The 24,808-nt window shown below is 67.5% G+C and carries 17 protein-coding genes; 5 read left to right on the top strand and 12 right to left on the bottom strand.

Translation table 11 applies throughout. The annotated features are described in order from the left end of the window. Both TSB10GB4_RS04605 and cueR read right to left on the bottom strand, forming a co-directional pair. The gene (locus TSB10GB4_RS04605) at positions 1–420 is read right to left on the bottom strand and encodes a cytochrome c (RefSeq protein WP_186394747.1); all 420 of its coding nucleotides are present in this window, start codon (positions 418–420) and stop codon (positions 1–3) included. Beyond that, complete coding sequence (gene cueR, locus TSB10GB4_RS04600; RefSeq protein ID WP_186394746.1) at positions 417–827, bottom strand: Cu(I)-responsive transcriptional regulator; 411 nt, start codon at positions 825–827, stop codon at positions 417–419. The genes TSB10GB4_RS04605 and cueR overlap by 4 nt, the downstream gene beginning before the upstream one ends. Positions 828–1,207: 380 nt before the next feature. Here cueR and TSB10GB4_RS04595 point away from each other — a divergent pair, with 380 nt between their 5' ends. Both TSB10GB4_RS04595 and TSB10GB4_RS04590 read left to right on the top strand, forming a co-directional pair. After that, positions 1,208–2,338: a saccharopine dehydrogenase NADP-binding domain-containing protein gene (locus TSB10GB4_RS04595; protein ID WP_186394745.1), complete on the top strand. Its 1,131-nt coding sequence runs from the start codon at positions 1,208–1,210 to the stop codon at positions 2,336–2,338. Positions 2,339–2,514: 176 nt separating this feature from the next. Then, a complete protein-coding gene (locus TSB10GB4_RS04590; RefSeq protein ID WP_186394744.1) occupies positions 2,515–4,695 on the top strand; it encodes a potassium/proton antiporter in 2,181 nt (726 codons plus the stop codon). Between the two features lie 19 nt (positions 4,696–4,714). On the opposite strand, the gene TSB10GB4_RS04585 is transcribed toward TSB10GB4_RS04590, so the two are convergent. From TSB10GB4_RS04585 to TSB10GB4_RS04575, 3 genes are all read right to left on the bottom strand, one after another. Beyond that, entirely contained in the window at positions 4,715–5,692 is a 978-nt protein-coding gene (locus tag TSB10GB4_RS04585) for a ChaN family lipoprotein (protein ID WP_186394743.1), read from the bottom strand. A gap of 97 nt (positions 5,693–5,789) precedes the next feature. Then, a complete protein-coding gene (locus TSB10GB4_RS04580) occupies positions 5,790–6,983 on the bottom strand; it encodes an acetyl-CoA C-acyltransferase family protein (protein WP_186394742.1) in 1,194 nt (397 codons plus the stop codon). A gap of 530 nt (positions 6,984–7,513) precedes the next feature. Further along, complete coding sequence (locus TSB10GB4_RS04575; RefSeq protein ID WP_186389757.1) at positions 7,514–9,013, bottom strand: CoA-acylating methylmalonate-semialdehyde dehydrogenase; 1,500 nt, start codon at positions 9,011–9,013, stop codon at positions 7,514–7,516. A gap of 201 nt (positions 9,014–9,214) precedes the next feature. On the opposite strand from TSB10GB4_RS04575, the gene TSB10GB4_RS04570 reads away from it, so the two are divergent. After that, a complete protein-coding gene (locus TSB10GB4_RS04570) occupies positions 9,215–10,096 on the top strand; it encodes a LysR family transcriptional regulator (protein ID WP_186394741.1) in 882 nt (293 codons plus the stop codon). A 7-nt stretch (positions 10,097–10,103) separates the two neighbouring features. Here TSB10GB4_RS04570 and TSB10GB4_RS04565 read toward each other — a convergent pair whose 3' ends face one another. Further along, positions 10,104–10,964 (bottom strand): DMT family transporter, encoded by an 861-nt coding sequence (locus tag TSB10GB4_RS04565; RefSeq protein ID WP_186394740.1) that lies wholly within the window; start codon positions 10,962–10,964, stop codon positions 10,104–10,106. 120 nt (positions 10,965–11,084) lie between these two features. On the opposite strand from TSB10GB4_RS04565, the gene TSB10GB4_RS04560 reads away from it, so the two are divergent. Next, positions 11,085–12,494 carry a PLP-dependent aminotransferase family protein gene (locus TSB10GB4_RS04560; protein ID WP_186394739.1) on the top strand — a complete coding sequence of 470 codons (1,410 nt, stop codon included), beginning with the start codon at positions 11,085–11,087 and terminating at the stop codon, positions 12,492–12,494. Here the strand turns inward: TSB10GB4_RS04560 and TSB10GB4_RS04555 are convergent, their stop codons facing one another. Then, a complete protein-coding gene (locus TSB10GB4_RS04555; protein ID WP_186394738.1) occupies positions 12,495–13,622 on the bottom strand; it encodes a Gfo/Idh/MocA family protein in 1,128 nt (375 codons plus the stop codon). Between the two features lie 163 nt (positions 13,623–13,785). Here TSB10GB4_RS04555 and iolG point away from each other — a divergent pair, with 163 nt between their 5' ends. Beyond that, entirely contained in the window at positions 13,786–14,784 is a 999-nt protein-coding gene (gene iolG, locus TSB10GB4_RS04550; RefSeq protein ID WP_186394737.1) for an inositol 2-dehydrogenase, read from the top strand. 1,088 nt (positions 14,785–15,872) lie between these two features. Here the strand turns inward: iolG and ileS are convergent. The 5 genes from ileS to TSB10GB4_RS04525 all read right to left on the bottom strand — a co-directional run bounded on the left by ileS (position 15,873) and on the right by TSB10GB4_RS04525 (position 24,799). Continuing rightward, entirely contained in the window at positions 15,873–19,010 is a 3,138-nt protein-coding gene (ileS, locus tag TSB10GB4_RS04545; protein WP_186394736.1) for an isoleucine--tRNA ligase, read from the bottom strand. Positions 19,011–19,153: 143 nt separating this feature from the next. Next, entirely contained in the window at positions 19,154–20,479 is a 1,326-nt protein-coding gene (locus TSB10GB4_RS04540; protein WP_186394735.1) for a nucleotide sugar dehydrogenase, read from the bottom strand. A 143-nt stretch (positions 20,480–20,622) separates the two neighbouring features. Continuing rightward, positions 20,623–22,992, bottom strand: coding sequence for a M10 family metallopeptidase C-terminal domain-containing protein (locus tag TSB10GB4_RS04535; RefSeq protein ID WP_186394734.1), 2,370 nt, complete (start codon positions 22,990–22,992; stop codon positions 20,623–20,625). Between the two features lie 65 nt (positions 22,993–23,057). Then, positions 23,058–23,300 carry a hypothetical protein gene (locus TSB10GB4_RS04530; protein WP_208984435.1) on the bottom strand — a complete coding sequence of 81 codons (243 nt, stop codon included), beginning with the start codon at positions 23,298–23,300 and terminating at the stop codon, positions 23,058–23,060. A gap of 320 nt (positions 23,301–23,620) precedes the next feature. Further along, entirely contained in the window at positions 23,621–24,799 is a 1,179-nt protein-coding gene (locus TSB10GB4_RS04525; RefSeq protein ID WP_186389767.1) for an AGE family epimerase/isomerase, read from the bottom strand. Positions 24,800–24,808 lie beyond the last annotated feature (9 nt).

Here is a 24,808-nt window from a genome sequence, read left to right as displayed (position 1 = left end):
TCAGAAGATGCCGTTGGCCCGCTGCAACGTCCGCACATAGGCGATGATCGCGGCGATGTCCTGCAGGCTCGCCTCGGGCACGGGCGGCATGTCGCCGAAGGTCCAGTGATGCTGGCGCACGCCCCGCGTTGCCGCCAGTAGGAACGCGCCGTCGGCGTGGTGTCCGGTCTCGTAGATGACATGGACCAGCGGCGGCCCGATGCCCTCCCGGCCGGCAGCGTTCTCGCCGTGACAGCTCGCGCAGAAGGCGTCGTAGGCGCGCGCGCCCTCGGTGGCAAGGCCCGCGAGCTCCGGCACGGTGACCTCCACCATGGCGGACGCCGCTCCCCGATCCGGCGCGTCCTGCGGCCGCAGAACCACCGCCAGCGCGGCGATCAGCCCGGCAGCGCCGATCAGAACGAGGCCCGTTCGCGGGGTCATCGATGCCCACCGCAGAGGGAAGCGCCGCCGGCGAGATCCTCCAGGATCGGGCAGTCGGGCCGGGCGTCGCCATGGCAGGACTCCACCAGGCGGGTGAGCGTCGCCTTCATCGAGCGCAACTCGGCGATCTTGCGGTCCACCTCGCCGATCTTTTCCATCGCCACAGCACGGACATCGGCGCTGGCGCGGTGCTCGTCCTCGTAGAGCGACAGCAACATGCGGCACTCCTCGATGGTGAAGCCGAGGCTGCGCGCGCGCTGCAGGAACTGCAGGCGGTGGATATCCGTCTCCGAATAGTCGCGATAGCCGTTGCCGGCCCGCGCCGGGTGGATCAGGTCGATCTCTTCGTAATAGCGGATCGTCTTGGGCGGCAGGCTGGCAAGGGCCGCGGCCTCTCCGATGTTCATGACGCGCCTCCGATCGAGCAGGCGAGCGCGCAGGCGGCCCGCCAGTCAACGTTTGGACGTCATCATGCACCTTCCAGCAGGCTGGCAAGGGCCGCGGCCTCTCCGATGTTCATGACGCGCCTCCGATCGAGCGGGCGAGCGCGCAGCCGGCCCGCCAGTCAACGTTTGGACGTCATCATGCACCTTCCAGCAGGCGGAAGGTCAAGCGCGGGTGAATCCTCACGCCAGCGAGGGCGAGGCCGAAAGGGGGGATTCCCGACACTTAGACGGAAGAGCCGTCATATCGCCGGAAACATCGACCAATCCGACGCGATGCGTTCTGACATCCGGACAAAGGCTCTCCTATCCTCGAGCAACAACACCCAGAGGAGATTGCCTTCATGACTGTCTGGCCGGTGCTCATCGTCGGTGCGGGAAAGATTGGCCGCACCATCGCCGCCCTGCTCGCCGCAACGGGCGACTATCGTGTGACCATTGCCGACCGGGACGCCGCCGCGCTCGCTGCCGCCCGGCGGCCGGATGTCGCCACCGTCGAGGTCGACGTCGCCGACGAGGACGCGCTGGTCGAGGCGCTTGCCGGCCACCGCGCCGTGCTGTCGGCCGCCCCGTTCTTTCTGACCCAGACCATCGCCCGTGCCGCAAAGCGCGCCGGCGCGCACTATCTCGACCTCACCGAGGACGTCGCCTCGACCAAGGCCGTCAAGGCGCTGGCCGAGGGCGCGCACACGGCCTTCGCGCCGCAATGCGGCCTGGCGCCGGGCTTCGTCTCCATCGCCGCGCATGACCTTGCCGGCCGCTTCGACGCGCTGGAGAACCTCACCCTGCGGGTCGGCGCCCTGCCCCGCTACCCGACCAATGCGCTGAAATACAATCTCACCTGGTCGACCGACGGCTTGATCAACGAGTACTGCAACCCCTGCGAGGCGGTGCTGGACGGCGAACGGGCGCTGCTGCAGCCGCTGGAGGGCTACGAGACCTTCTCGCTCGACGGCGTCGACTACGAGGCGTTCAACACCTCCGGCGGCCTCGGCTCGCTGGCCGAAACGCTGGAAGGTCGCGTGCGCAACCTGCGTTACCTGACCGTGCGCTATCCCGGCCACCGCGACATCATGCGGCTGCTGCTCACCGACCTCGGTCTGAAGGACCGCCGCGACCTGATGCGCGACGTGCTGGAAACCGCCGTGCCGATCACCCGCCAGGACGTGGTGCTGGTGTTCATCACCGCCTCGGGCCAGCGCGGCGACCAGCGCGAGCAGATGTCGGCGGTCTACCGGGTCACCGCGCAGGAGGTGGCCGGCGAGATCTGGAGCGCCATCCAGATCACCACCGCCTCGGGCATCTGCGCGACACTGGACATGCTGCGCGACGGCACGCTGCCGGGACGCGGCTTCGTCAAGCAGGAGGCGATCCCGCTCGCCGCTTTCCTCGCCAACCGCTTCGGCCGCGCCTATGGGCAGGACGGCGGCGCGCTGCACCCGATCGCGACGCGGGAACGCCTCGCCGCCGCGTGAGGCGCGAAACATTTTTGAAAAATGCGCGTGGCGGTGCCTGGCACCGCCATTTTTTTAACTCCTATCAATACAATACCCATGTTCCGCCGCGCTTCGGGCGCGATTTGCCGATAACCGAGAGGTCATCACGGTCCAGACATGGCGCGGACCCGCCGCGCGCCGGAGATTGCCCGCCCATGTTCGAAACGCTCAACCTGCTGATCCTGATCGCCGCCGGGCTCGTCGCCCTTTCGGTGTTCACGTCGCTGGTGAGCTTCCGGATCGGCGCTCCGTTGCTGCTGGTGTTCCTGGTGGTGGGCCTTGCCGCCGGCGAAGACGGACCCGGCGGCATCGCCTTCTCCGACACACGGGCCGCCTACTTTATCGGCTCCATCGCCCTCACCTTCATCCTGTTCGACAGCGGCTTTCGCACCCGGCTCGCGACGTTTCGCCTGGCGGCGGCGCCGGCATTGGCGCTGGCGACCATCGGCGTCGCCCTGACGGCCGGCGTCGTCGGCGCGGCGGCGCATTACCTGTTCGGCTGGGCCTGGACGGACGGCTTGCTGCTCGGCGCCATCGTCGGCTCGACCGACGCGGCGGCGGTGTTCTTCCTGCTGCGGGTCGGCGGGGTGAACCTGCGCGAGATGATCTCCGCGACGCTGGAAGTCGAATCCGGCTCGAACGACCCGATGGCGATCTTCCTCACGGTGACGCTGATCGGCATGATCACCGCCGGCTCGATGGAAGCGGATGCGGCGGCCGGCGCCGAACTGATCCTGGAGTTCGTCCGCCAGATGGGCCTCGGCCTCATCGCCGGGCTCGCCGGCGGCTATCTCATGGTGCAGATCGTCAACCGCCTCAAGCTGGAGCCGGCGCTCTACCCGATCCTGGTGCTGGCGCTGGCGCTGGTCCTGATGGCGGTGACCACGCTGGCCGGCGGCAGCGGCTTCCTGGCGGTCTATGTCGCCGGCATCCTGTGCGGCAATGTCCGCATGCGTCAGCAGCCCTCGCTGAAGAAGTTCCAGGGCGGCACCACCTGGCTCAGCCAGATCGGCATGTTCGTCACGCTCGGCCTTTTGGCCTCGCCCTCGCAGTTCGGCCAGGTCGCGCTGGAGGGCTTCGGCCTTGCCGCCGTGCTGATCTTTCTCGCCCGCCCCTTCGCGGTCTGGCTGTGCCTGATGCCCTTCGGCTTTTCCCGCGGCGAGATCGCCTTCGTCTCCTGGGTGGGCCTGCGCGGAGCGGTGTCGATCCTGCTCGCCATCCTGCCGCTGATCGCCGGCCTGCCGAACGCGCAGGAGATCTTCAACGTCACCTTCCTGATCGTGCTGACCTCCTTGGTGCTGCAGGGCTGGACGATCCGCCCGATGGCGCGCAGGCTGAAGCTGACCGTGCCGCCGCGCATGGGACCGGTCGACCGGATCGAGCTGGAGCTGCCCGGCGGTCAGGATCACGAACTGGTCGGCTACACGATCCATCCCGCCAGCCCGGTGGCGCGGGGCGAGCGCATTCCCCGCTGGGCGCGCCCGGTGCTGATCCTGCGCGACGGGCACAGCATCCGCCTGCAGAAGGCCGGCAAGCCGCAGCCCGGCGACCGGCTCTACATCCTCGCCAGTCCGCGCCAGGTGCCGGTGCTCGACACGCTGTTCGCCGCCGTGACGAAGGAGGAGAACGATCCGGCGCTGTTCGGCGATTTCGACCTCGACCCCGACACGCAACTGGCGGAACTGGGCGCCCTTTACGGCTTCCATGTGCACAAGGCGGACGCGGAGCTGACCTTGCGCGCCTTCATGAAGCGCGAACTCGGAGACGATGTCGAGCCGGCCGATCGCGTCGCCTATGGTGATATCGACCTCGTCGTGCGCGCCATCGACAGCGACCACGTCATCACCGCCGTCGGCCTTGCCGTCGAACATATCGACCCGGCCGAGCCCACCCTGCCCTTCTTCTTCTCCCGCGAGGACTTTTCGAGGGTCGCACGCCGGCTTGCCAACCGGATCAGGCGCCGCCGTGCCCGCGCCAAGGTGATGGCGCGGCGCCGGCAAGCCTATGACAGGAGGGATGACACGGCACCGACAGAGGCGGCAGCGGCCACCGCATCGACGGCGGTCGCCTCCCCCGACGCCGAGCCCTCCCGGATGCCCGAAGAGGCGCCCCGAAAGGCGGGCTCAAGTGCACCCGGCCCGGCCGGCCAGGCACAGGCCAAGGCCCCGCCTGTCAAGGACAAGGCCACGAGGGGCAAGGCCACGACGGGCGAGACGACGACGGGCGAGAGCGACGACGACGCGGAGGACTGGCGCAGCAGTTCGTCGCGGGACAGCCGCGACGAGGAGGATGAAGCCCCGCGCATTGCAGCGGCAAGCCACGGCTCCACCGGCTGACGGCGGCGCGCGGGCACGCCTATTCGCTCTTGCCGAAGCGCGCCCGCAGGCTCTCGCAAGGATCCCCGCGCTCTTGGCGCGGCGTGAACCAGAGATAGTCGTAAGGCGGCGGCACGTCCGCCGTACCGGCGGCATAAAGGGCGGGCTCCGTCCTGTCCTCCACCACCTCGACGAAGCCGACCGCAACGCTCGCTGCATCCGGCTCCCGCCACTCCAGATAGCGCGGGACGCCGAGGTCCTTGCGGACATGGCCGGAGCCGGCGATCAGCACCGCCACCTCCCCAGCCGCTGAGATCATCGCGTCGGCCAGCGTCGCATCGCGCAGCCGCTGTACGGCAACGAGCGGGGTCAGCGCCTCGCGCGGCATCATTCCGCAATGCCCGTCGAACAGGATGTCGAGCAGCACCGCATCGGCCGCCTCGCCCAAGGGCTCGGACAGGCGCAGCGCGGCGATCCGCTCCGCGCCCAGCACCTCCGCCCCTTCGGCGGCGACCCTGCGCCGCTCCTCGCGCGGCGTGTCGCCGGCAATGATCGGCAGATCCCGCTCAACGGCGACCTCGATCACCGGCCGGTAGATTGCATAATCCGGCCAGCCCGACTGAGCCCAGCCGAGCGCCGCGCCGAAGCCCTCCGCCGTCGCCTGCCCGTCGGCGAGATAGGCATCGACATCGCCCTGGCGGTCGCGCGCCAGCATCTCCAGCACCACGGCGGGCCTGCGCCCTCCTTCGCTCGCCGCGGCCAACAGATGCGCCTGCAGCGCGTGATGATCGGGATTGTCGTGGATTTCGCCCAGCAGCACGAAGCGGGCGCCGGCCACCGCCGTTTCCACCTCGGCCGGCTCGACGAAGGCGGCCCTGGCGACCGACCAGATACGCCCGGCGAGCGGATGGTCTGCGCCGTCAGTGAGGCTGAAGGCGGAGGGCTCCCCCGCCTGCGCCACGGCGGCGGACGGCAGCAACAAGAGGGCGGCGGCAAGCCGCAGGAAAGCAAGGCGCATGTCCGCCAGCCTCGATCGTCGACAGCGGGTCACCCGGTCACATGGGATGGCGGCCGGGAATGGAAAGGGCGCGGCCGCCGGCACGAGAGGGAGAGCATCAGTCGGCGTTGAGGTTCTCGACGGCGAGCGCGATGCCCTGGCCGCCGCCGATGCACATGGTGACGAGGCCGTAGCGGCCGCCGGTGCGCTCCAGCTCGTAGAGCGCCTTGACGGTGATGAGGCACCCCGTGGCACCGACCGGATGGCCGAGCGCGATCGCCCCGCCATTCGGATTGACCCGGTCGGAAGGGAAGCCGAGCTCGCGCATCACCGCGCAGGCCTGGGCCGCGAAAGCCTCGTTGGATTCGATCACGTCGAAGTCGGCCGCCGTGAGGCCGGTCTTCTCGAACAGCTTCTGCACGGCCGGGATCGGCCCGATGCCCATCATGTCCGGCTCGACGCCGGCATGGGCATAGCCGACCAGCCGCGCCATCGGCTTCAAGCCGCGCGCCTCGGCAAGGCCGCGCTCGGCCAGCACCACGGCGGCCGCGCCGTCATTGATGCCCGAGGAATTGCCGGCCGTCACCGAGCCGTCCTTGCGGAACACCGGGCGCAGGCCGCTCAGCGTCGCGTGCGAGGTGTCGGCGCGGACATGCTCGTCGGTGTCGAAGGTCACCGTGTTGCGGCCGGCCTGGATCTCAAGCGGCAGGATCTGCTCCTTGAAGCGCCCGTCGCGGATGGCAAGCGCCGCCCGGTGCTGGCTCTCCACGGCAAGCGAATCCTGCGCCTCGCGGCTGATGTTGTGGCGGGCGGCGACGTTCTCCGCCGTGATGCCCATATGGCCGCCGCCGAACGGATCGTTGAGGGCGCCGAGCATCATGTCGTACATCACGGCCTCGCCCATCTTGACGCCGAAGCGGGCGCCGGGGCTGGAGAACGGGGCACGGCTCATGGATTCGGCACCGCCCGCCAGCGCATAGTCGGCATCGCCGAGCAGGATCGACTGCGCCGCCGAGACGATGGCCTGGGCGCCCGAGCCGCAGAGCCGGTTCAGCGTCAGCGCCGGGGTCTCGACCGGGATGCCGGCATCCACTGCCGCAACGCGCGCCAGATACATGTCGCGCGGCTCGGTGTTGATGACATGGCCGAAGACGACATGACCGATCTCCTGCGGCGCAATGCCGGAGCGGCGCAGCGCTTCCGCCGCGACCTTGGCACCGAGCTCCGTCGGCGGCACGGATTTCAACGCTCCGCCGAACGACCCGATGGCCGTGCGGACGCCCGACAGGAACACCACTTCACGCTTCGACATTGATCTACTCGCTTCCGTGTTGCCCGACCTTTGCGGTTTCCGTCTACAGTCGGCCGGACCGGGGAATGCGCCCTTGATGCCAACCAGTTTGCCCCAGCACGACACGTAAACTAGCCTCGGCATACTTAGCAAGACGACTTATCGCGGAGCGGCCGGCCTGCGCATCGCATCGGCGCGTGTTTGCAAACCGCGACATGCCTGCCACCGCCGGATCCCCTCCTCGCGCAAACAAAAAACCCGCCTCGGCCAGGCCGGAGCGGGTTTCGCAATGTTATCGGGTGGCGGTCGTGGCGCAGGCTGACGCCCGCTTACCCTCGACCGCGTTCGCCCCTGCCATCGCCCCTCACATTGGGCGACTGCCTTGCGCGACGAGCGGTCAATGCCGCTCTGGCAAGGCAGCCGGCGATGGCTCGGGCTGCGCCCGACCGGGTTGCGGGCTCGACGCGGGCTGGCGCCCGCTTACACTCGACCGCGTTCGCCCCTGCCATCGCCCCACTGGGGCGATGGCTCGGGCTGCGCCCGACCGGGGCTCACTTCATCGTCGGAATGACGAACTCGGCGCCGTCCTTCAGACCCGACGGCCAGCGCGAGGTCACCGTCTTGGTGCGCGTGTAGAAGCGGAACGCATCCGGGCCGTGCTGGTTGAGATCGCCGAAGCCGGACTTCTTCCAGCCGCCGAACGTGTGATAGGCGAGCGGCACCGGGATCGGCACGTTGATGCCGACCATGCCGATGTTGATGCGGCTGGCGAAGTCGCGGGCCGTGTCGCCGTCGCGGGTGAAGATCGCGGTGCCGTTGCCGTATTCGTGGCTCATCGGCAGCTCGAGCGCCTCGTCATAGTCCTTGGCGCGCACGACCGAGAGCACCGGGCCGAAGATCTCTTCCTTGTAGATCGCCATGTCCCTGGTGACGTGGTCGAACAGGCAGCCGCCCATGAAGAAGCCGTTCTCGTAACCCTGCATGGTGAAGTTGCGGCCGTCGACGGCGAGCGTCGCGCCTTCCTTCACGCCCTGGTCGACCAGCCCCTTGACGCGGGCCAGCGCCTGGGCGGTGACGAGCGGGCCGAAGTCGACGTCGTTGCCGGCGGTGTAAGGCCCGATCTTCAGCGCCTCGACGCGCGGGATCAGGCGCTGCATCAGCGCGTTGGCGGCTTCCTCGCCGACCGGGACGGCGACCGAGATCGCCATGCAGCGCTCGCCGGCGGCACCATAGCCGGCGCCGATCAGCGCGTCGGCCGCCTGGTCCATGTCGGCATCCGGCATGATGATCATGTGGTTCTTGGCGCCGCCGAAGCACTGCGCGCGCTTGCCGTTGGCGGTGGCGCGCGAATAGACATAGGCCGCGATGGAGGTGGAGCCGACGAAGCCGACCGCCATGATGTCCGGATCGTCGAGCACGCCGTCGACCGCTTCCTTGTCGCCGTTGACGACGTTGAGGATGCCGGCCGGCAGGCCCGCCTCGATCATCAGTTCGGCCAGCATGATCGGCACGGACGGATCGCGCTCCGACGGCTTCAGGATGAAGGCATTGCCGGCGGCGATCGCCGGGCAGAACTTCCACATCGGGATCATCGCCGGGAAGTTGAACGGCGTGATGCCGGCGACGACGCCGAGCGGCTGGCGCATCGAATACATGTCGATGCCGGGGCCGGCGCCTTCCGTGAACTCGCCCTTCAGCAGGTGCGGCGCGCCGATGCAGAACTCGGCAACCTCAAGGCCGCGAATGACGTCGCCCTTGGCGTCCGGAATGGTCTTGCCGTGCTCGCGCGACAGCGCCTCGGCGAGCTTGTCCATGTCGCGGTGCAGCAGGTCGACGAACTTCATCAGCACGCGGGCGCGCTTCTGCGGGTTCTGGGCGGCCCAGGCCGGCTGGGCGGCGGCGGCATTCTCGACGGCGGCGCGCAGTTCGGCCTGCGAGGCGAGCGCCACCTTGGCCTGAACCTCACCGGTGGCCGGATTGTAGACGTCGGCGAAGCGACCCGAGGTGCCCTCGACATGCTTGCCACCGATGAAATGTCCGATTGTCTTCATGGGTCGTTTCTCCCTTTTGGCGCAGCCCGCACGATGGAGCGCGCACCTTTTCGCGGCCAGATGCCACGTTCGAGGCTGCCCCTGTCATGCCTTCGTTTTTTGTTGCGCACAATAGGCGGAAAGCCGCATCCGTTGTGCGAAATTTATAGCCATGCTAGCTCTGATCCGAGCTTTGCCCCCGCAGCCTGCCGGAGAGCGCGCATGAACTGGGACGATACACGCATTTTCCTCGCCGTGGCGCGCAGCGGCCAGTTGCTCGCCGCCGCAAGGGCGCTCAGCGTCAACCATGCGACGGTCGCGCGCCGCCTCAGCGCGCTGGAGGACGATCTCGGCGTCAAGCTGGTCGACCGGCGCACCACCGGATCGGCGCTGACGACGGCGGGCGAGCGGTTCCTCGCCACCGCCGAGCGGATCGAGGCGGAGATGCTGGAAGCGCGCGCGGAGATCGGCGACGCGGATGTCGCCGTCTCCGGCACGGTGCGGATCGGCGCGCCGGACGGCTTCGGCGTCGCCTTCCTCGCCCCCCGCCTCGGCACCCTGACCGAGCGCCATCCGGCCCTGACGCTGCAGCTCGTCCCCGTTCCCCGCGCGGTCTCGCTGTCGCGGCGCGAGGCGGACATCGCCATCACCGTGGAGCGGCCGGACCATGGCCGGCTGGTCGCCCGCAAGCTGGTCGACTACACGCTCGGCCTCTATGCCTCGCGCGATTATCTCGCCCACGCCGGCGCGCCGCAGACCGCCGCCGACCTCAAGGCGCACGCGCTGGTCGGCTATGTGGAGGATCTCGTCTATTCCGGCGCGCTCGCCTATGCCGAGGAGATCGACCGCACCTTCCAGCCGCGTTTCGAGATCGCCTCGGCTCTCGGCCAGACCGAGGCGGTGCGCTCTGGTGCCGGCATCGGCATCCTGCATGCCTTCATCGCCCGGAGCGACCCCGACCTGGTGCAGGTGCTGCCCGAGCGAACCATCGCCCGCAGCTACTGGCTGGTGCTGCATGAAAGCGTGCGGGACCTGGGGCGGGTGCGGGTGGTCGCCGATTTCATCTCCGAGGCGGTGGCGAGCGAACGCGGCATCTTCTCCTGAGCCCGCGTCAGGCGTGGCGACGGGCGCCAACGACACAGGCCACGACGAAGACGGTAACGGCGATCATCGACGGGGCAACCGGCTCGCCGAGCAGCAGGCCGGCCAGCAGCAGGCCGAAGAAGGGCTGCAACAGTTGCAACTGACCGACGCCGGCGATGCCGCCGAGCGCCAGGCCGCGATACCAGAAGAAGAAGCCGACCAGCATCGAGAAGACCGAGACATAGGCAAGGCCGATCCAGGCGGGCGGCGCGATACCGGCAAGGGTCTGCGGCTGGACGGCCAGCCCCAGCGCGGCCATTGGCGGCAGGGAGAAGACCAGCGCCCAGCAGATCACCTGCCAGCCGCCGAGACGGCGCGCCAGCCTTGCGCCTTCCGCATAACCGAAGCCGCAGACGAGGATCGCGGCGAGCATCAAGAGATCGCCGACCAGCGAGACCTCGCCATTGCCTTGCAACGCGAAGAGGGCAACGGCGAGCGCACCGGCGCCGGAAAAGGCCCAGAACAGCGGGCGCGGGCGCTCGCCGCCGCGCAGCACACCGAAAATCGCCGTCGCCAGCGGCAGCAGGCCGATGAAGACGATGGAATGGGCCGCCGTGACATGCTCCAGCGCCATCGCGGTGAGCAGCGGGAAGCCGACGACGACGCCGAGCGCGACCAGCACCAGCGGCAGCACGTCGCCCGCCGCCGGGCGCTTCTGGCGCAGCACTAGCAGGATCGCAGCCGCCAGCAGCGCCGCCAGCACGGCGCGCGCCGAGGTGAGAAACAGCGGGCTGAAGCCGCCGACCGCAACACGGGTCGCCGGCAGCGAGCCGCTGAAGATCAGAACCCCAAGGAGCCCGTTGCCCCAGGCGGCGAGAGGTGCGTGCATGTCGGTGTTCCTGTCCATCCTCCGCAAGGTGTGGCGCGGGAGCGCTGGCGGAGACAGATACAGACCAGTACAATCTCTCCGAACTGTACCGATCCGGAAGACCATACAGATGGCGACAGAATGACCCGCGGCACCCGCACGCAAACCGTGATGGCGACGATCCGCCGGCGGATCGAGACGCGGGCGCTGGCGCCGGGCGAGCGGCTGCCGTCGATCCGCGGGCTCGCCGCCTCCCTGCAGGTCTCGCCGTCGACCGTCGTCGAGGCCTATGACCGGCTGGCGGCCGACGGGCTGATCACAGCCCGGCGTGGCTCCGGCTTCTTCGTGCTGGGCACGCCGCCGCCCTTGCAGGTCGCCACGGCGGGAGCAAAGCTCGACCGGGCCATCGATCCGTTCTGGATCTCGCGGCAGGCGCTGGATGCCGATCCCGCCGCGCCCAAGCCCGGCTGCGGCTGGATGCCGGCCGAGTGGATGCCGACGGATGCCCTGCGCCGCGCCCTGCGCAGCTTGTCGCGGGTGGAGGCGGCAACGCTCGCCGACTATGGCAGCGCGCAAGGACAGGGCGAACTGCGCCGGCTGATCGCCCGCGATCTTGCCGAGCAGGGGCTGGAGGTGTCGCCCGACCGCATCCTGCTGACCGGTTCGGGGACGCAGGCAATGGACCTGATCTGCCGGCTGCTGCTGCGCCCCGGCGACACGGTGCTGGTCGACGATCCCTGCTATTTCAACTTCCAGGCCCTGCTGCGGGCGCATCAGGTACGGATCATCAGTGTTCCCTACACTCCGCAAGGCCCCGACACGGAGCGGTTCGAGGAAGCTCTGGCGCGGACGAAGCCGCGGCTTTACCTGACCAACTCCGCCCTGCACAACCCGACCGGCGCGACCCTCTCCGCGCCCGTGGCGCACCGCCTCTTGGTGCTGGCCGCCCAGCACGACCTCACCATCATCGAGGACGACATCTTCGCCGCCTTCGAGCCGGAGCCCTCCCCCCGCCTTGCCGCACTCGACGGGCTGGAGCGGGTGATCCGCATCGGCAGCTTTTCCAAGACGCTGTCGGCCTCGGCGCGCTGCGGTTATATCGCCGCCCGCCCCGACTGGATCTCGGCGCTGATCGACTTGCAGGTGGCGACGAATTTCGGCGGGCCGAGCCCGATGGCGGCGGAGCTGCTGCGCTGCGTGCTGGCCGACGGCGGCTATCGCAAGCATGTCGCGGCCCTGCGCGGCCGCCTTGCCAAGGCGCGGCGGCAGGTGGCCCTGCGGCTCGGCGCGCTCGGCATCACCCCCTGGCTGGAGCCGCGCGGCGGCTTCTACCTGTGGTGCCGGCTGCCGGAAGAGCTGGACGCGGCGGACGTTGCCCGTGCCGCGCTGAAGCGGGCAATCGTGCTGGCGCCGGGCAACGCCTTCAGCGCGGCGCAGACGCTACCTGCCTTCATGCGCTTCAACGTCAGCCAGATGGGCGGGCCGCAGGTCGATGCGGTGCTGAGGCAAGCGCTGTCCGAAGCCCGCGAGATCCGCGCGCTGGCAGGCTGATCAGCCGACCTCCTCCCAGCCGCCGCTTGCGAAGGACCGGGCGGCGGCATGCACCGTGCGCTCGATCTCGATACCTTCCTCGAAGGTGATGAGGCTAGCCGGCTCGCCGCGAATGAGGCGGATCAGCTCGCGGCACTCGATCACCTTGAGATCGTTGAAGCCGAGGCCATGGCCCGGCGCCGGCACGAAGCTGGCATAGGGCGGATGCGCGGGGCCAGCCAGAATGCGGGTATAGCCCTGGCGCGCGGGGTCGCCGGTCGCGCGGTAGAGCTCGATCTCGTTCATCCGCTCCTGATCGTAGAGGATGGAGCCCTTCGAGCCGAAGACCTGCAGCGCGATGCGGCCCTTGCGGCCCCAGGCCGAACGGTTGACCAGGAGGCTCGCCTGCAACCCACCGGAAAAGCGCAGCAGGACGTTGGCCATGTCGTGGGTTTCCACGGCGCGGCGGCCGCCCTCGGCCAGCGGCCGGGTGGCATAGGGTTTCGCCATGTCGCAGAACACCCGCTCGGCCTTGCCGAACAGCCGATGCGCCAGCGACAGCGGATGCACGGCGAAATCGTCGAGCGCGCCGTAGCCGGAACTCGCCTCGCTCTTCCAGAAGAAAGCCTGCTCCGGATCGGCCATGAAGTCCTCGTCCATCTCGGCGCGGAACTGGATGGGCTCGCCGATGGCGCCGTCGCCGATCATCCGGGTGATCTCGCGAAAGGCCGGGTTCTGGATGTAATTGTAGCCGAGCACGGCGATGCGCCCGCTGCCGCGCGCCGCCGCCAGCATGGCTTGCGCATCGGCAAGCGCCGGCGCCATCGGCTTTTCGCACCACACATGCTTGCCGGCCTGCAACGCGGCGATCGCCATTTCCGGGTGGAACGCATTCGGCGTCGTGATCGACACCACATCGACCGCCGGATCGTTCACCAGCGCCCGCCAGTCGGACGTTGCGCGGGCAAAGCCGAAGGCCAAGGCGCGCTGGCGGGCCAGATCCTCGCTGACCTCTGCCAGCATCTCCAGCCTCGGACGCGCGACATCGCCGAAGACGGCGCGCACCGCATTCCAGGCCAGCGCGTGGCACTTGCCCATATAGCCGGTGCCGATGAGACCGACGCCAAGCGAACCGTCCGGACTGGTCATCGCATCGCCTCCCTGCGACAGCGTCGCACCTGCGGGACGGCAAAAACCGGTGCGTAACGCCCGGATCTCACTCGCCACCGGCCTGCGCGATCTTGCATCAATGAAACGCAAATTCTATGATCGCGTCAATATGGAATAAACATTCCCTGAAAGGAGGGGAGCCTTGCTGTCAGTAGCAGTCATCGGCGCGGGGCGGATCGGCCAGATCCACGCCGCCAACCTGGCCGCGCGCGCGGCGCAGACCAACGACGTCAAACTGGCCGGCATCTGCGATGCGATGGAGGTCGCCGCCGCGACCCTTGCAACGCGCCTCGGCGCGCCGGTGATCTCGCTCGACGAGGCGCTGGAGGGCAAGGGCTCGAACGCGGTGCTGATCGCCTCGCCGACCGACACGCACGCGGATTTCATCGAGCGCGCCGCCAGGGCCGGCAAGGCGATCTTCTGCGAAAAGCCCGTCGACATGTCGGCGCAGCGCATCGAAGGCGTGCTTGAGGTGGTGGAGGCGGCCGGCGTGCCGCTGTTCATCGGCTTCAACCGCCGCTTCGATCCGAACTTCGCCTCCCTGCGCGCCCGCATCGCGGAGGGGCGCATCGGCGAGGTCGAGCTGGTGACGATCCTGTCGCGCGACCCCTCCCCGCCGCCGGTCTCCTATATCGAGCGCTCCGGCGGCCTGTTCCGCGACATGATGATCCACGACTTCGACATGGCGCGCTTCCTGCTCGGCGACGAGCCGGTGGAGGTGCACGCGGTCGGCTCCGCCCTTGTCGACCCTGAGATCGGCAAGGCGGGCGATGTCGACACCGCCGCGGTGCTGCTGAAGACCGCGCGCGGCAGGATCTGCCAGATCTCCAACTCGCGCCGCGCCACCTATGGCTACGACCAGCGGGTGGAGGTGCACGGCTCGCTCGGCCTGCTGCGCGCCGGCAACCAGCACGAGACCACGGTGGAACTGGCGACCGCGTCGGGCTTCACCGCCGATCCGGTGCAGAACTTCTTCCTGGAGCGTTATGCCCAAGCCTATCGGCTGCAGCTTTCCGCCTTCATCGACTGCGCCCGCGGCACCGCCGCCCCCTCGCCGAGCGGGCATGACGGGCTGATGGCGCAGCGGCTCGCCGATGCGGCAACGCTCTCGGCACAGAGCGGCCAGCCGGTCCGGCTTTAGGGGGAGCTCTGGAGACCGGCTGCTTTGCGCCGGCCTTCCTTTTCGTTATTCCGGCCAAGCGAAGCGCGAGCCGGAACCGGGGAGGCACGGCACTGCCTCCTCCTCGGCCGTCATCCCGGCCGCAGGCGAAGCCGGAGCGCCGGGATCCATTGGCGCCCTCAGCCGGCGTGAGGCGTCGTTGGTCGTGCGATCCTGCGAAGTGTCCTTGATGGGAAGCGCGGCGTACCAACGCCGCCGCTCTGGCAACCAATAGGCCCCGGGTCGCGCTCCGCTTGCCCGGGGTGACGGCCGAGAGGATGTGAGGCACCGCCTCCTCCTCGGACGTCAATCCCGGCCGGACCGAGGAGCCACGGCGCTGCCTCCTCCTCGGCGGTCATCCCGGCCGCGCGCAGCGCAGAGCCGGGATCCATTGGCACCCTCAACGGATATTTGTCGCACATGCCTCTCCCCGCGTCTTCCCGGACGAGGCCGAAGGCCGACGATCCGGGACCGGAGAGCCACGAACGTTCGTGGGAACGGCCGGGCGCGCACCCCATAGGCCCTCGGCTCTCCGGTCCCGGGTCGCGCTTCGCTTGCCCGGGAAGACGCCGGGCAGGTCCATCGCCGGCCAGGTCCATCGCCGGCCAGGTAGATCGCCGGTCAGGTCGATCACTGGCCAGGTCCATCGCCGGTCAGGCCGATCGCCCGACATGTCGCGCCATCCGGCCGATTTGGTCCACCGTCTCAATTTCGGCCGATTTCGAGAGCGATTTTTGCAAAATCCGTCTCGAAATTTGCGCGAGCAATCCGGCTAAAATAACCTAAGTATATCAACGATATAAATCGAAAATTCCGAACGGCGGCGCAAAATTTCGAGACACCGTTCTCAATCTCGTTTCGCCGCTTATCCCCCGCCGCCGGTGACGCCTATCCCCGTTTTGCGGTCCCCCGCCGGACTGCGCCAAGCCCCCGCCGCCGGAGCCTGCTCGCCTCGACCCAGGCAGTCCCGCCGCGCGTTCGCACCGCCCCAGCAACGACAAACGAAAGGGGCGGAGCGACGTTCCGGTCGCTCCGCCCCTTCTTCATTTGCAGTCCCGGCGTCCCCGCGATCAGGCGTCCGCCTTGACGATCTCGATGGCGATCTCGCTGCCGCCGACCTCGTGCGCGGCGCGGAAGGCGCCGTCCAGCGCGCCGCCGATGGTCAGCTCCAGCGCCAGCGTGTCCTGGGCGATGCGGGCGCGGTGCTCCTCCACCGCCTGGACCAGCGCCTCCGGCAGCATCAGGTTGAGGCGGATGCGGTCGGTCACCTGCAGGCCGCCGTCCTTGCGGGTCTGCTGGATAAGGCGGACCACGTCGCGGGCATAACCCTCGCGCTCCAGCTCCGGATAGATCCGCGTGTCCATCACCACCACGCCGCGGCTGGCATCGAAGAGGCCGGTGTCCGACCCTTCCGGCGCCATGACCCGCATGGTGTAGTCTTCGGGCGGCAGTTCGACCCCGGCCAGTTCGACGATGCCGTCGGGCCGCAGCGTCCAGTTGCCGGTCTTGGAGGCGGTCATCACCTCCTTCATCTTCTGGCCCAGGCGCTTGCCGATCTGCGGCTTGACCACCAGGCTGTGCTCGCCGACCGACAGCGGATCGGCCTCCAGCACCAGCTCCTTGACGTTGACCTCGTCGGCGATGAGCTGCGAATAGGGGCGCAGATCCTCGATGTCCGCATGGGCGACGGTCAGCGTCTTCAGCGGCAGACGGGCACGCAGGCGCTTGGCTTCGCGCAGCGACATCACCGAGTTGCAGACGTCGCGGATCAGGTCCATCCGGCGCACGAGATCGGAATCGCTCGGCATCCTGGCCGCCTCCGGCCAGTCGGCCAGATGCACGGACAATTCGCCCGTCAGGCCCTTGTAGATGCGCTCGGTGACGAAGGGCATCATCGGCGCCAGCACGCGCATCAGGTGCGTCAGCACCGTGTAGAGCGTGTCGAGCGCGTCGCGCTTGTCGTCGTCGAGATCCTCGCCCCAGAAGCGCGACCGCGAGCGGCGGATGTACCAGTTGTTGAGCGCGTCGATATAGCCCGGCACATGCGAATAGGCGGCGGGGATATCATAGGCGTCGAGCGAGCCCTCGATCTGCTCGATCAGCTCGCGGGTCTTGGCGAGGATATAACGGTCCAGGAGGCCCTTCTGGTCGAAACGGACCTGTGCCTGGTACTGGTCGGCATTGGCGTAGAGCGTGAAGAAGTAATAGGCGCTCCAGATCGGGATGATCGCCTGGCGCAGCGCCTGGGCGATGCCGCGGCCGTCCTTGGCGACCGCCAGGTCGCCGCCGACCAGCAGCGGCGAGGACAGCATGTACCAGCGCAAGGCGTCGGCGCCATAGGTGTTGAAGACGCCGACCGGGTCCGGATAGTTCTGCAGCCGCTTGGACAGCTTCTGCTTGTTCTCGTCCAGCACCACGCCGTGGCAGACCGCGTTGCGGAACGGCGCACGGTCGAAGATCGCCGTCGACAGGACCATAAGCGTGTAGAACCAGCCGCGGGTCTGGGCGACATATTCGACGATGAAGTCGGCCGGGAAGTTCCGCTCGAAATGCTCCTTGTTCTCAAACGGATAGTGCTGCTGGGCGAAGGGCATCGAGCCGGAATCGAACCACACGTCGAGCACTTCCGGCACGCGGCGCATCATCGCCTTGCCGGTCGGATCGTCCGGGTTCGGACGCACCAGCTCGTCGATCATCGGCCGGTGCAGGTTGTCCACCTTGACGCCGAAGTCGCGCTCCAGCTCCTCCAGCGAGCCGTAGACATCCATGCGCGGATGGTTCGGATCGTCGCTCACCCAGACCGGGATCGGGCAGCCCCAGAAGCGGTTGCGCGAGATGTTCCAGTCGCGGGCATTCTCCAGCCACTTGCCGAACTGGCCGTCGCGCACATGCGAAGGGATCCAGTCGATCTGCTGGTTGAGCTCGACCATCCGGTCCTTGAACTGCGAGACGGCGACATACCAGGCGTCGATCGCCTTGTAGATCAGCGGCGTGTCGGTACGCCAGCAGTGGGGATAGTCGTGCAGATAGGTCTCGTGGCGATAGACGGTATCGCCGCGCGCCTTGAGGTCGCGGATGATGTCCTTGTTCGCCTCGATGACGTTCTGGCCGGCATAGTCGGCGACCTCGGCGGTGAAGTTGCCGGCCTCGTCGACAGGCACGACCAGCGGGATGCCGCGGTCGCGGGCGAGCTCAAAGTCGTCCTCGCCGAAGCCCGGCGCGATGTGCACGCAGCCCGTGCCGTCGCCGGCCTCGACGAAAGCGGCGGCAAGCACGGCGAAGGCGTTCTCCGTGCCCTTGAAATAGGGGAAGAGCGGTTCATAAGCGGTGCCGGCCAGCTCCGCGCCGGTCAGCGCGCCGACCGTCTGCCACTCGCCGAACTCACGCTCGTAGCGCTCCAGCGCCGCCTCGGCGAGGATCACGCGCACGCCGTCCTTTTCCAGGATCGCGTAGTCGAGATCCGGCGACACGGCCAGCGCAAGGTTCGACGGCAGGGTCCAGGGCGTCGTCGTCCAGGCGAGCAGGCGCGTCGGCACCGAGGCGAAGCGCTCGCCCTTGAGCAGGAAGCCGACGGTCAGCGCCGGGTCCTGGCGCTCGCGATAGGAGTTGTCGAGGCGCGTCTCGAAGTTCGACAGCGGCGTCTGCACGGCCCAGGAATAGGGCACGACGCGGTAGCCGCGATAGACCAGCCCCTTGTCCCAGAGCTGCTTGAAGCCCCAGATCACGCTCTCCATGAAGGAGAGGTTCATGGTCTTGTAGTCGTTCTCGAAGTCGACCCAGCGGCCCTGGCGCTCGACATAGTAGCGCCACTCGTTGGTGAAGCGCATGACCGAGACCGAGCAGTGCTCGTTGAACTTGCCGATGCCGTATTCGAGGATCTCGTTGCGGCCCGAGATGCCGAGTTCCTTCTCCGACGTCAGCTCCGCCGGCAGGCCGTGGCAGTCCCAGCCGAAGCGGCGCTCGACGCAGTCGCCGCGCATGGTGCGGTAGCGCGGGATCAGGTCCTTGACGAAGCCGGTGGCCAGGTGCCCGTAATGCGGCAAGCCGTTGGCGAAGGGAGGGCCGTCATAGAAGATGTATTCGCCCGCCCCGTCCTGGTTGCGGCGGCTCTCCACCGAAATCTCGAAAATCCGGTTTTCCTGCCAGAACTTGAGGATGTCTTCCTCGAGCTTGGGAAAATTGGGATTCGGATCGATGGCTTCGTACATCACAGATGTCCCGTTCTGATTTGGTCGCCGGGCGAGGAACCGCAGAGCCGCCCGCAACATGTCGTTGCGTGGGTTAGCCGACCGGCGGGGAAAATACAATCGTCACGGCCGGCATGGCGGGCATGCCGGCGTCTGGCATGGCCTCAGGCGCGCGTCACTTTCGGCTCGCTCGCCGGGTAGCGGCCGCGCGTGTCGACCACCAGCTTCGCCCTGTCGAGGATCATCGCGTAGTCGAAGGCGTCGTGATCGGTGGCGATGACGACGGCATCCTGGCGCGCGATGGTCTCGGCATCCACCTCGACGGATGCGAAGGCATGGCCGCTTTCCAGCGAGAGCTGCGGCACGAAGGGGTCGGCATAGGTGAGTTCCCCTCCCCGCGCGACGATCCGCTCCATCACCATCAGGCTCGGCGACTCGCGAATGTCGTCGATGTTCTTCTTGAAGGCGGCGCCGAGCACCAGCACCCTGGCGCCGTTGAGCGCCTTGCGGTGGCCGTTCAGCGCGTCCATCAGCTTCTCGACGATAAAGTCCGGCATGTAGCGGTTGATCTCGCCGGCCAGCTCGATGAAGCGGGTGTGCAGGCCGTATTCGCGCGCCTTCCAGGTCAGATAGAACGGATCGACCGGGATGCAGTGGCCGCCGACGCCGGGGCCGGGATAGAAGGCGGTGAAGCCGAAGGGCTTGGTGGCGGCGGCGCGGATAACCTCGAAGATGTCGATGCCCATGCGGTCGGCGAGCGTCTTCATCTCGTTGACGAGGCCGATATTGACCGCCCGGTGGATGTTCTCCAGCAGCTTGGTCATCTCGGCAACGCGGGTCGAGGAGACCGGCACGAGCTGGTCGACGGCCGAGCCGTAGAGCGCCTCGGCCGCGGCCAGGCAGGCGGGGGTGACGCCGCTCACCACCTTGGGGATTTCGCGGATGCCATAGCGGGCATTGCCCGGATCCTCGCGCTCGGGCGAGTAGACGACGAAGACGTCCTTGCCGACCACCAGATCCTCACGCGCCATCGCCGGCAGCATGTCGTCCTCGGTGGTGCCGGGATAGGTGGTCGATTCCAGCGCGATGACCTGGCCGGGCCGCAGATGCGGGCGGATGGCGCGGGCGGCATCGAGGATATAGCCGATATCCGGATCGTGGAAGCGGCCGAGCGGCGTCGGCACGCAGATGATCAGCGCATCGCAGTCGGCCGCGCGCGCGAAGTCCGTCGTCGCCTCGAAGGGGCCGGCGAACCGCACCTCCTCGCGCCGGTTGCCGACATAGCGGGGAAAACCGCGATCCGCGTTGAGCCTTGCGATCTTGGCCGGATCGACGTCAAAGCCGACGATGGGGTGGCCGATCTGCGAAAAGCGCAAGGCGAGCGGCAGGCCGACATAGCCGAGGCCGATGACGCCGATGACGGCGGAGCGGTCGGCAAGGCGGGCGCACAGGCTGGCAAGGGCGTCGGAAGGGGCGGTGTCCGCGGCCATGATCGGATCTCGGTCGGTTCGATGAAAGAGAAACGGCATGCGGAGGAGGGTCCGCATGCCGTTTCGTGTCGCACAGGCTTTAAGGCGCGGCAAGCCCCGGCGACGAGAGTTCTCCTCCGCCGGGCGCTCGCTCTATCCCTCGGTCACACGAAGGCGAAGTCGCTGGCCGAGACGAGCGCGTGATCGAAGTTCTGCAGGATGATCGTGTTGGAACCGAAGGTCAGGTGCGTGTCCGCCCCCACATCCGTCACCGTCACTTGCGAAAAATTCGTCACCCCGAGGCCGATCCGGATCGTGTCAATCCCCGCCTCGAAATCGGTGATCGTGTCGATATCCCCGGCCGACAGGAAGACGAAGGTGTCGGCACCGGCACCGCCGGTCAGAATGTCGTTGCCCTGGGCACCGTCAAGCCAGTTATTGCCGGAATTGCCACGGATGACGTTCGCCTGCATGTTGCCGATGCCCGACAGGTTCGCTGTCCCCGTCAGCGTCAGGTTCTCGAGGTGGTGGCTGTGGCGCCAAAGCTCGAACGAGATCGAGCTGATCACCGTGTCGATGCCCTCGCCCGCAAGCTCAATGATCGTGTCGCCGACATTGTCCACCACATAGGTGTCATTGCCCGCACCGCCGATCATCGTGTCCGCGCCCTGTGCCCCGTCGATCCAGTTGTTGCCGGAATTGCCACGGATCACATTGTTCTGAATGTTGCCGATGCCGGTCAGATTCGCCGTTCCGGTCAGCGTCAGATTCTCGAGATGCTGGCTGTGACGCCACAACTCGAACGAGATCGAGCTGATCACCGTGTCGATGCCCTCGCCCGCGAGTTCAATGATCGTGTCGCCGACATTGTCGACGATATAGGTGTCGTTGCCCGCCCCGCCGATCATCGTGTCGGCGCCCTGCGCCCCGTCGATCCAGTTGTTGCCGGAATTGCCCCGGATGACGTTTGCCTGCATGTTGCCGGTCGCAAACAGGTTCGCCGATCCGGTCAGCGTCAGGTTCTCCAGATGCTGGCTGTGGCGCCAAAGCTCGAACGAGATCGAGCTGATCACCGTGTCGATGCCCTCGCCCGCGAGTTCAGTGATCGTATCGCCGACATTGTCCACGTAATACGTATCGTTGCCCGCGCCACCGATCATCGTGTCCGCGCCCGCACCGCCATTCAGAACATTGTTGGCGCTGTTGCCGATCAGCGTGTCATTGCCGGATCCGCCGACCGCGTTCTCGATGATGGTGCCACGAGCGATGGCGAGATTGCCGATCAGGCCGGCGACATTCGAATAATGCTCCGGGCGAAGGTCGATGAGCTGGTTGGCGCTCTCTCCGCTGAAGTTGATCGTGTCGATGCCGCCATTGTCGTAGATGGTCATGGCGACGTTGTTGCCGAAACTGACGAAGTTGTCGATGTAGCCCCCGGCGGTGGATGCATTGCCATATGTCGTGTTGCCGGTGCGAATATTGGCTGGAGTTCCGTAGAGATTCTGGATCGCGATGATGTCCGCAATCATCGGCGTGATGATATAGGCGTAGCTCGCATCGATATACGTGTTTTCGACCTGGTCAAAGTACGACATGACCGTGGCCTGCCAGGAATCGTTCCTGTAGTGATTGTCTAGGCCGTAGGTCGCCGAGCTGTTGTAGTTGCCGGCGTGCCCAAGCCCCAGCGCATGACCAATCTCGTGGATGTAGGTCTGGAAGGAATAGCTGTCGATCGTCGTGCCGGAGTTCGCCAGCCACGCTGTCGAGACGTTCACGAAGGACGAAAGAATGCGACTGCCGCTGGTCGTCGACTGGTTGTAGGCGCCGCTGTCGTTGTCGTCGAAGGTGATGTGCGCCGAACCGGTGATGAAGCTGAAGTTGATCCCGGTCACGTTGGTCCAGGCGGCCAGGGCCTGGGTCGCAAGATACTGGCCTTCGGTCGTAAGCCCGGTGATGTTCACGGTCAACGTGCCGCCGGCCGACACGTCGAAGGACCGCTGCGAGCGTCCGGTCGAGTTCCAATAGCCGTCGGTCAGTTGCGCAGCGATCTGGTCGTTGGTGAAGACCGGCATCGGCGGAGCCGCCGCGATCGACATCGTATAGGCACCCGTCGAGAAATCGTTCCACGCGCCGGCGCTCAGATAGTAGTACCCGCTGGCCGATGCGGTGAAGGAGAGTGCGGAGTTCGTTCCCGCGCCGCCGTCGTCATTGAAGGCGACCTCGGTACCGACCGAATTGTGGACGCGCAGATAGGCATCGAGGGAGCTGCCGCTCGCCGCGTTGAGAGCGATGTTGTAGGTCTGCCCCGCTTCAAGCGCGACACGTACCCAGTCGCGATCTCCGTTGAAGCCAATGGTTCCGTTGAAACTGTCGCCGACATTGATCGTATAGGAGGTAGAGGTGTTGGCGGCGGCGTCGGCCCCCTCCGTGATCACCGCGAAGTCGGCGCCGGGAGAGAATGTCTCGTCGCAGCTATAGCCAGCAACAACGGGAACTTCAGGATCCCGATAGGTCATCGCACAGAGATCGCACATGTTCTTTCACCCTCTCGGCCCTTACCGGGGCTCCAAATCCATACGAATCGGATACTCGCTCAATATCAATCTTTAAGGAAGCTGTCCGCCAACACCCGCCCGAAAGGCCCCGCGTCGGAGAGCCTGACCTGCCTGTCGTTCACGGAGAATTCGATCACCGGCCCGGCGACGGCAACCGTCTCCCCGTCCTTCCGCCAGGACAGCCGCGCCATCACGAACGTGTCGGCGGATCGCACCCATTCCACCGCCACTAGCAGTATCCCTGCGCCGGCCGCCTGGTCCGAGACCCGGACCCCGGCCCCCGTCATCTCCCGCAACCGTTCCGCCAGGCCGTCGCACGCCTGCCGGCGCCAGACATCCTCATCGGCGGTACACGCAACGACGATTTCCTCAACACCTGGTCCGCACACCGGAACACCCGCTTCTTCGTTGACCCCGGCCGCTCGAGGGCGGCCGCGCTCCTATTGTCCGACAGAACAGCAAGATCCGGAAACCGGCAAGTCTGCCGAGGTCGATGTCCAGCCCGCCACCTGCATCGTTCACTCCCGCAAGCACCCTGCTCCGGCTTCTCCTTGCGGCACTCTCCACCAGCTTCGTGAAACTTCCGTGATATCGCGCCGACGGCCGCTCAGCCGCAGACCCGGTTGAGCTCGGCGATGGCGCAGACGAGATGGTAGAGGGAACTCGCCGGTGCCGGTTCCTCGATGAAACGCCCGTCCGCGGCAAGGCGGTCGCGCCAGAGACCGCGCGGCTGGACATCGAGATAGCGCTCGACGGCAGCAGCGGCGGCGACGGCGGCGGCGGCGGCCTCGCGTTCACGCGCAGCGTCCCCGGCCTCGCGCGCCTCTTCCATCATCACCAGCGACGCCTTCAGCCATTCCGTCTGGGACCACAGCCGCGCGACCGGCTCGCGCGGGGTGAGGTCGTCGCCGATCTCCAGCATGACGACGCCGCGATCGGGACAGATGCCGTGCCTGGTCCCGGCGGCATACAGCCGCGCGGCAGCCGCGAGCGCATCCTCCCGGCCGGCGCGGCGGCCCCATGTGGTCAGCAGCCAGCACCATTCGAAGAGGTGCCCCGGATCGACCTTGTGTCCGGCCTCGCCCGCAGCCGGCGACCAGTCGCCGTCGAAATACTCGCGCAGCACGCCGAGGTCGGGATCGATGAAGCGGTGCAGGGCAAGGTCGGCGATAGAGCGCGCCATCTCGCCCCAGCGCGGGCTGCCCGACAGATGCGCCCAGGCGAGCGCCGCCTCGAACAGGTGCATGTTCGGGTTGGCCCGCAGCGGCAGGCGGCGGGGAACGTCTTCCTCGAACCCTCCGTCCGGGTGGCCGAGCGTCTCGACCAGCAGATCGCGCAGCCGCCGGGCATCCGCGACGACCTGCTCGCGCAGGCCGGCAACGGCCCCGGCGATGCTGGCATAGGCGAACAGGGCAAAGGCCTGGTCATAAAGGTCGAAGGGGCGCGACCCGTCCGCTGTCCTCGGCCGCAGGCTGCCATCGGCCTGGAGGAAATCCTCGTGGAACGCGGCGAGCCCCCGGCGCGCGATATCCGCCGCCGGCCCCGGCCAACCGAGCCGCGCCCCCTCGATAAAGGAATAGATCTGCCGGGGCGGGACGCGCGGACGCGCCGGTGCAGACGAGGGCTGCGCCGTTTCCAGCGTCAGGCTTTCGGCGAAGCGTCCACTCGCCTCGTCGTAGCCCGCTCTCGCCCAGAGCGGCAGGGCGTCGCGCACGAGCCAGTTCTTCAGCCGCTCGCGAACCACCATCAGTTCGGAGGCAGGATCCTCGGACCGTGTCGCGCGCACCACCGCCTC

It is taken from the genome of Stappia sp. TSB10GB4, from assembly GCF_900185745.1.
In the GTDB taxonomy this organism is placed as follows: Bacteria; Pseudomonadota; Alphaproteobacteria; order Rhizobiales; family Stappiaceae; genus Stappia.
Note: the sequence above shows the minus strand (reverse complement) of the source record. Positions and strands in the feature narration are given on the sequence as shown.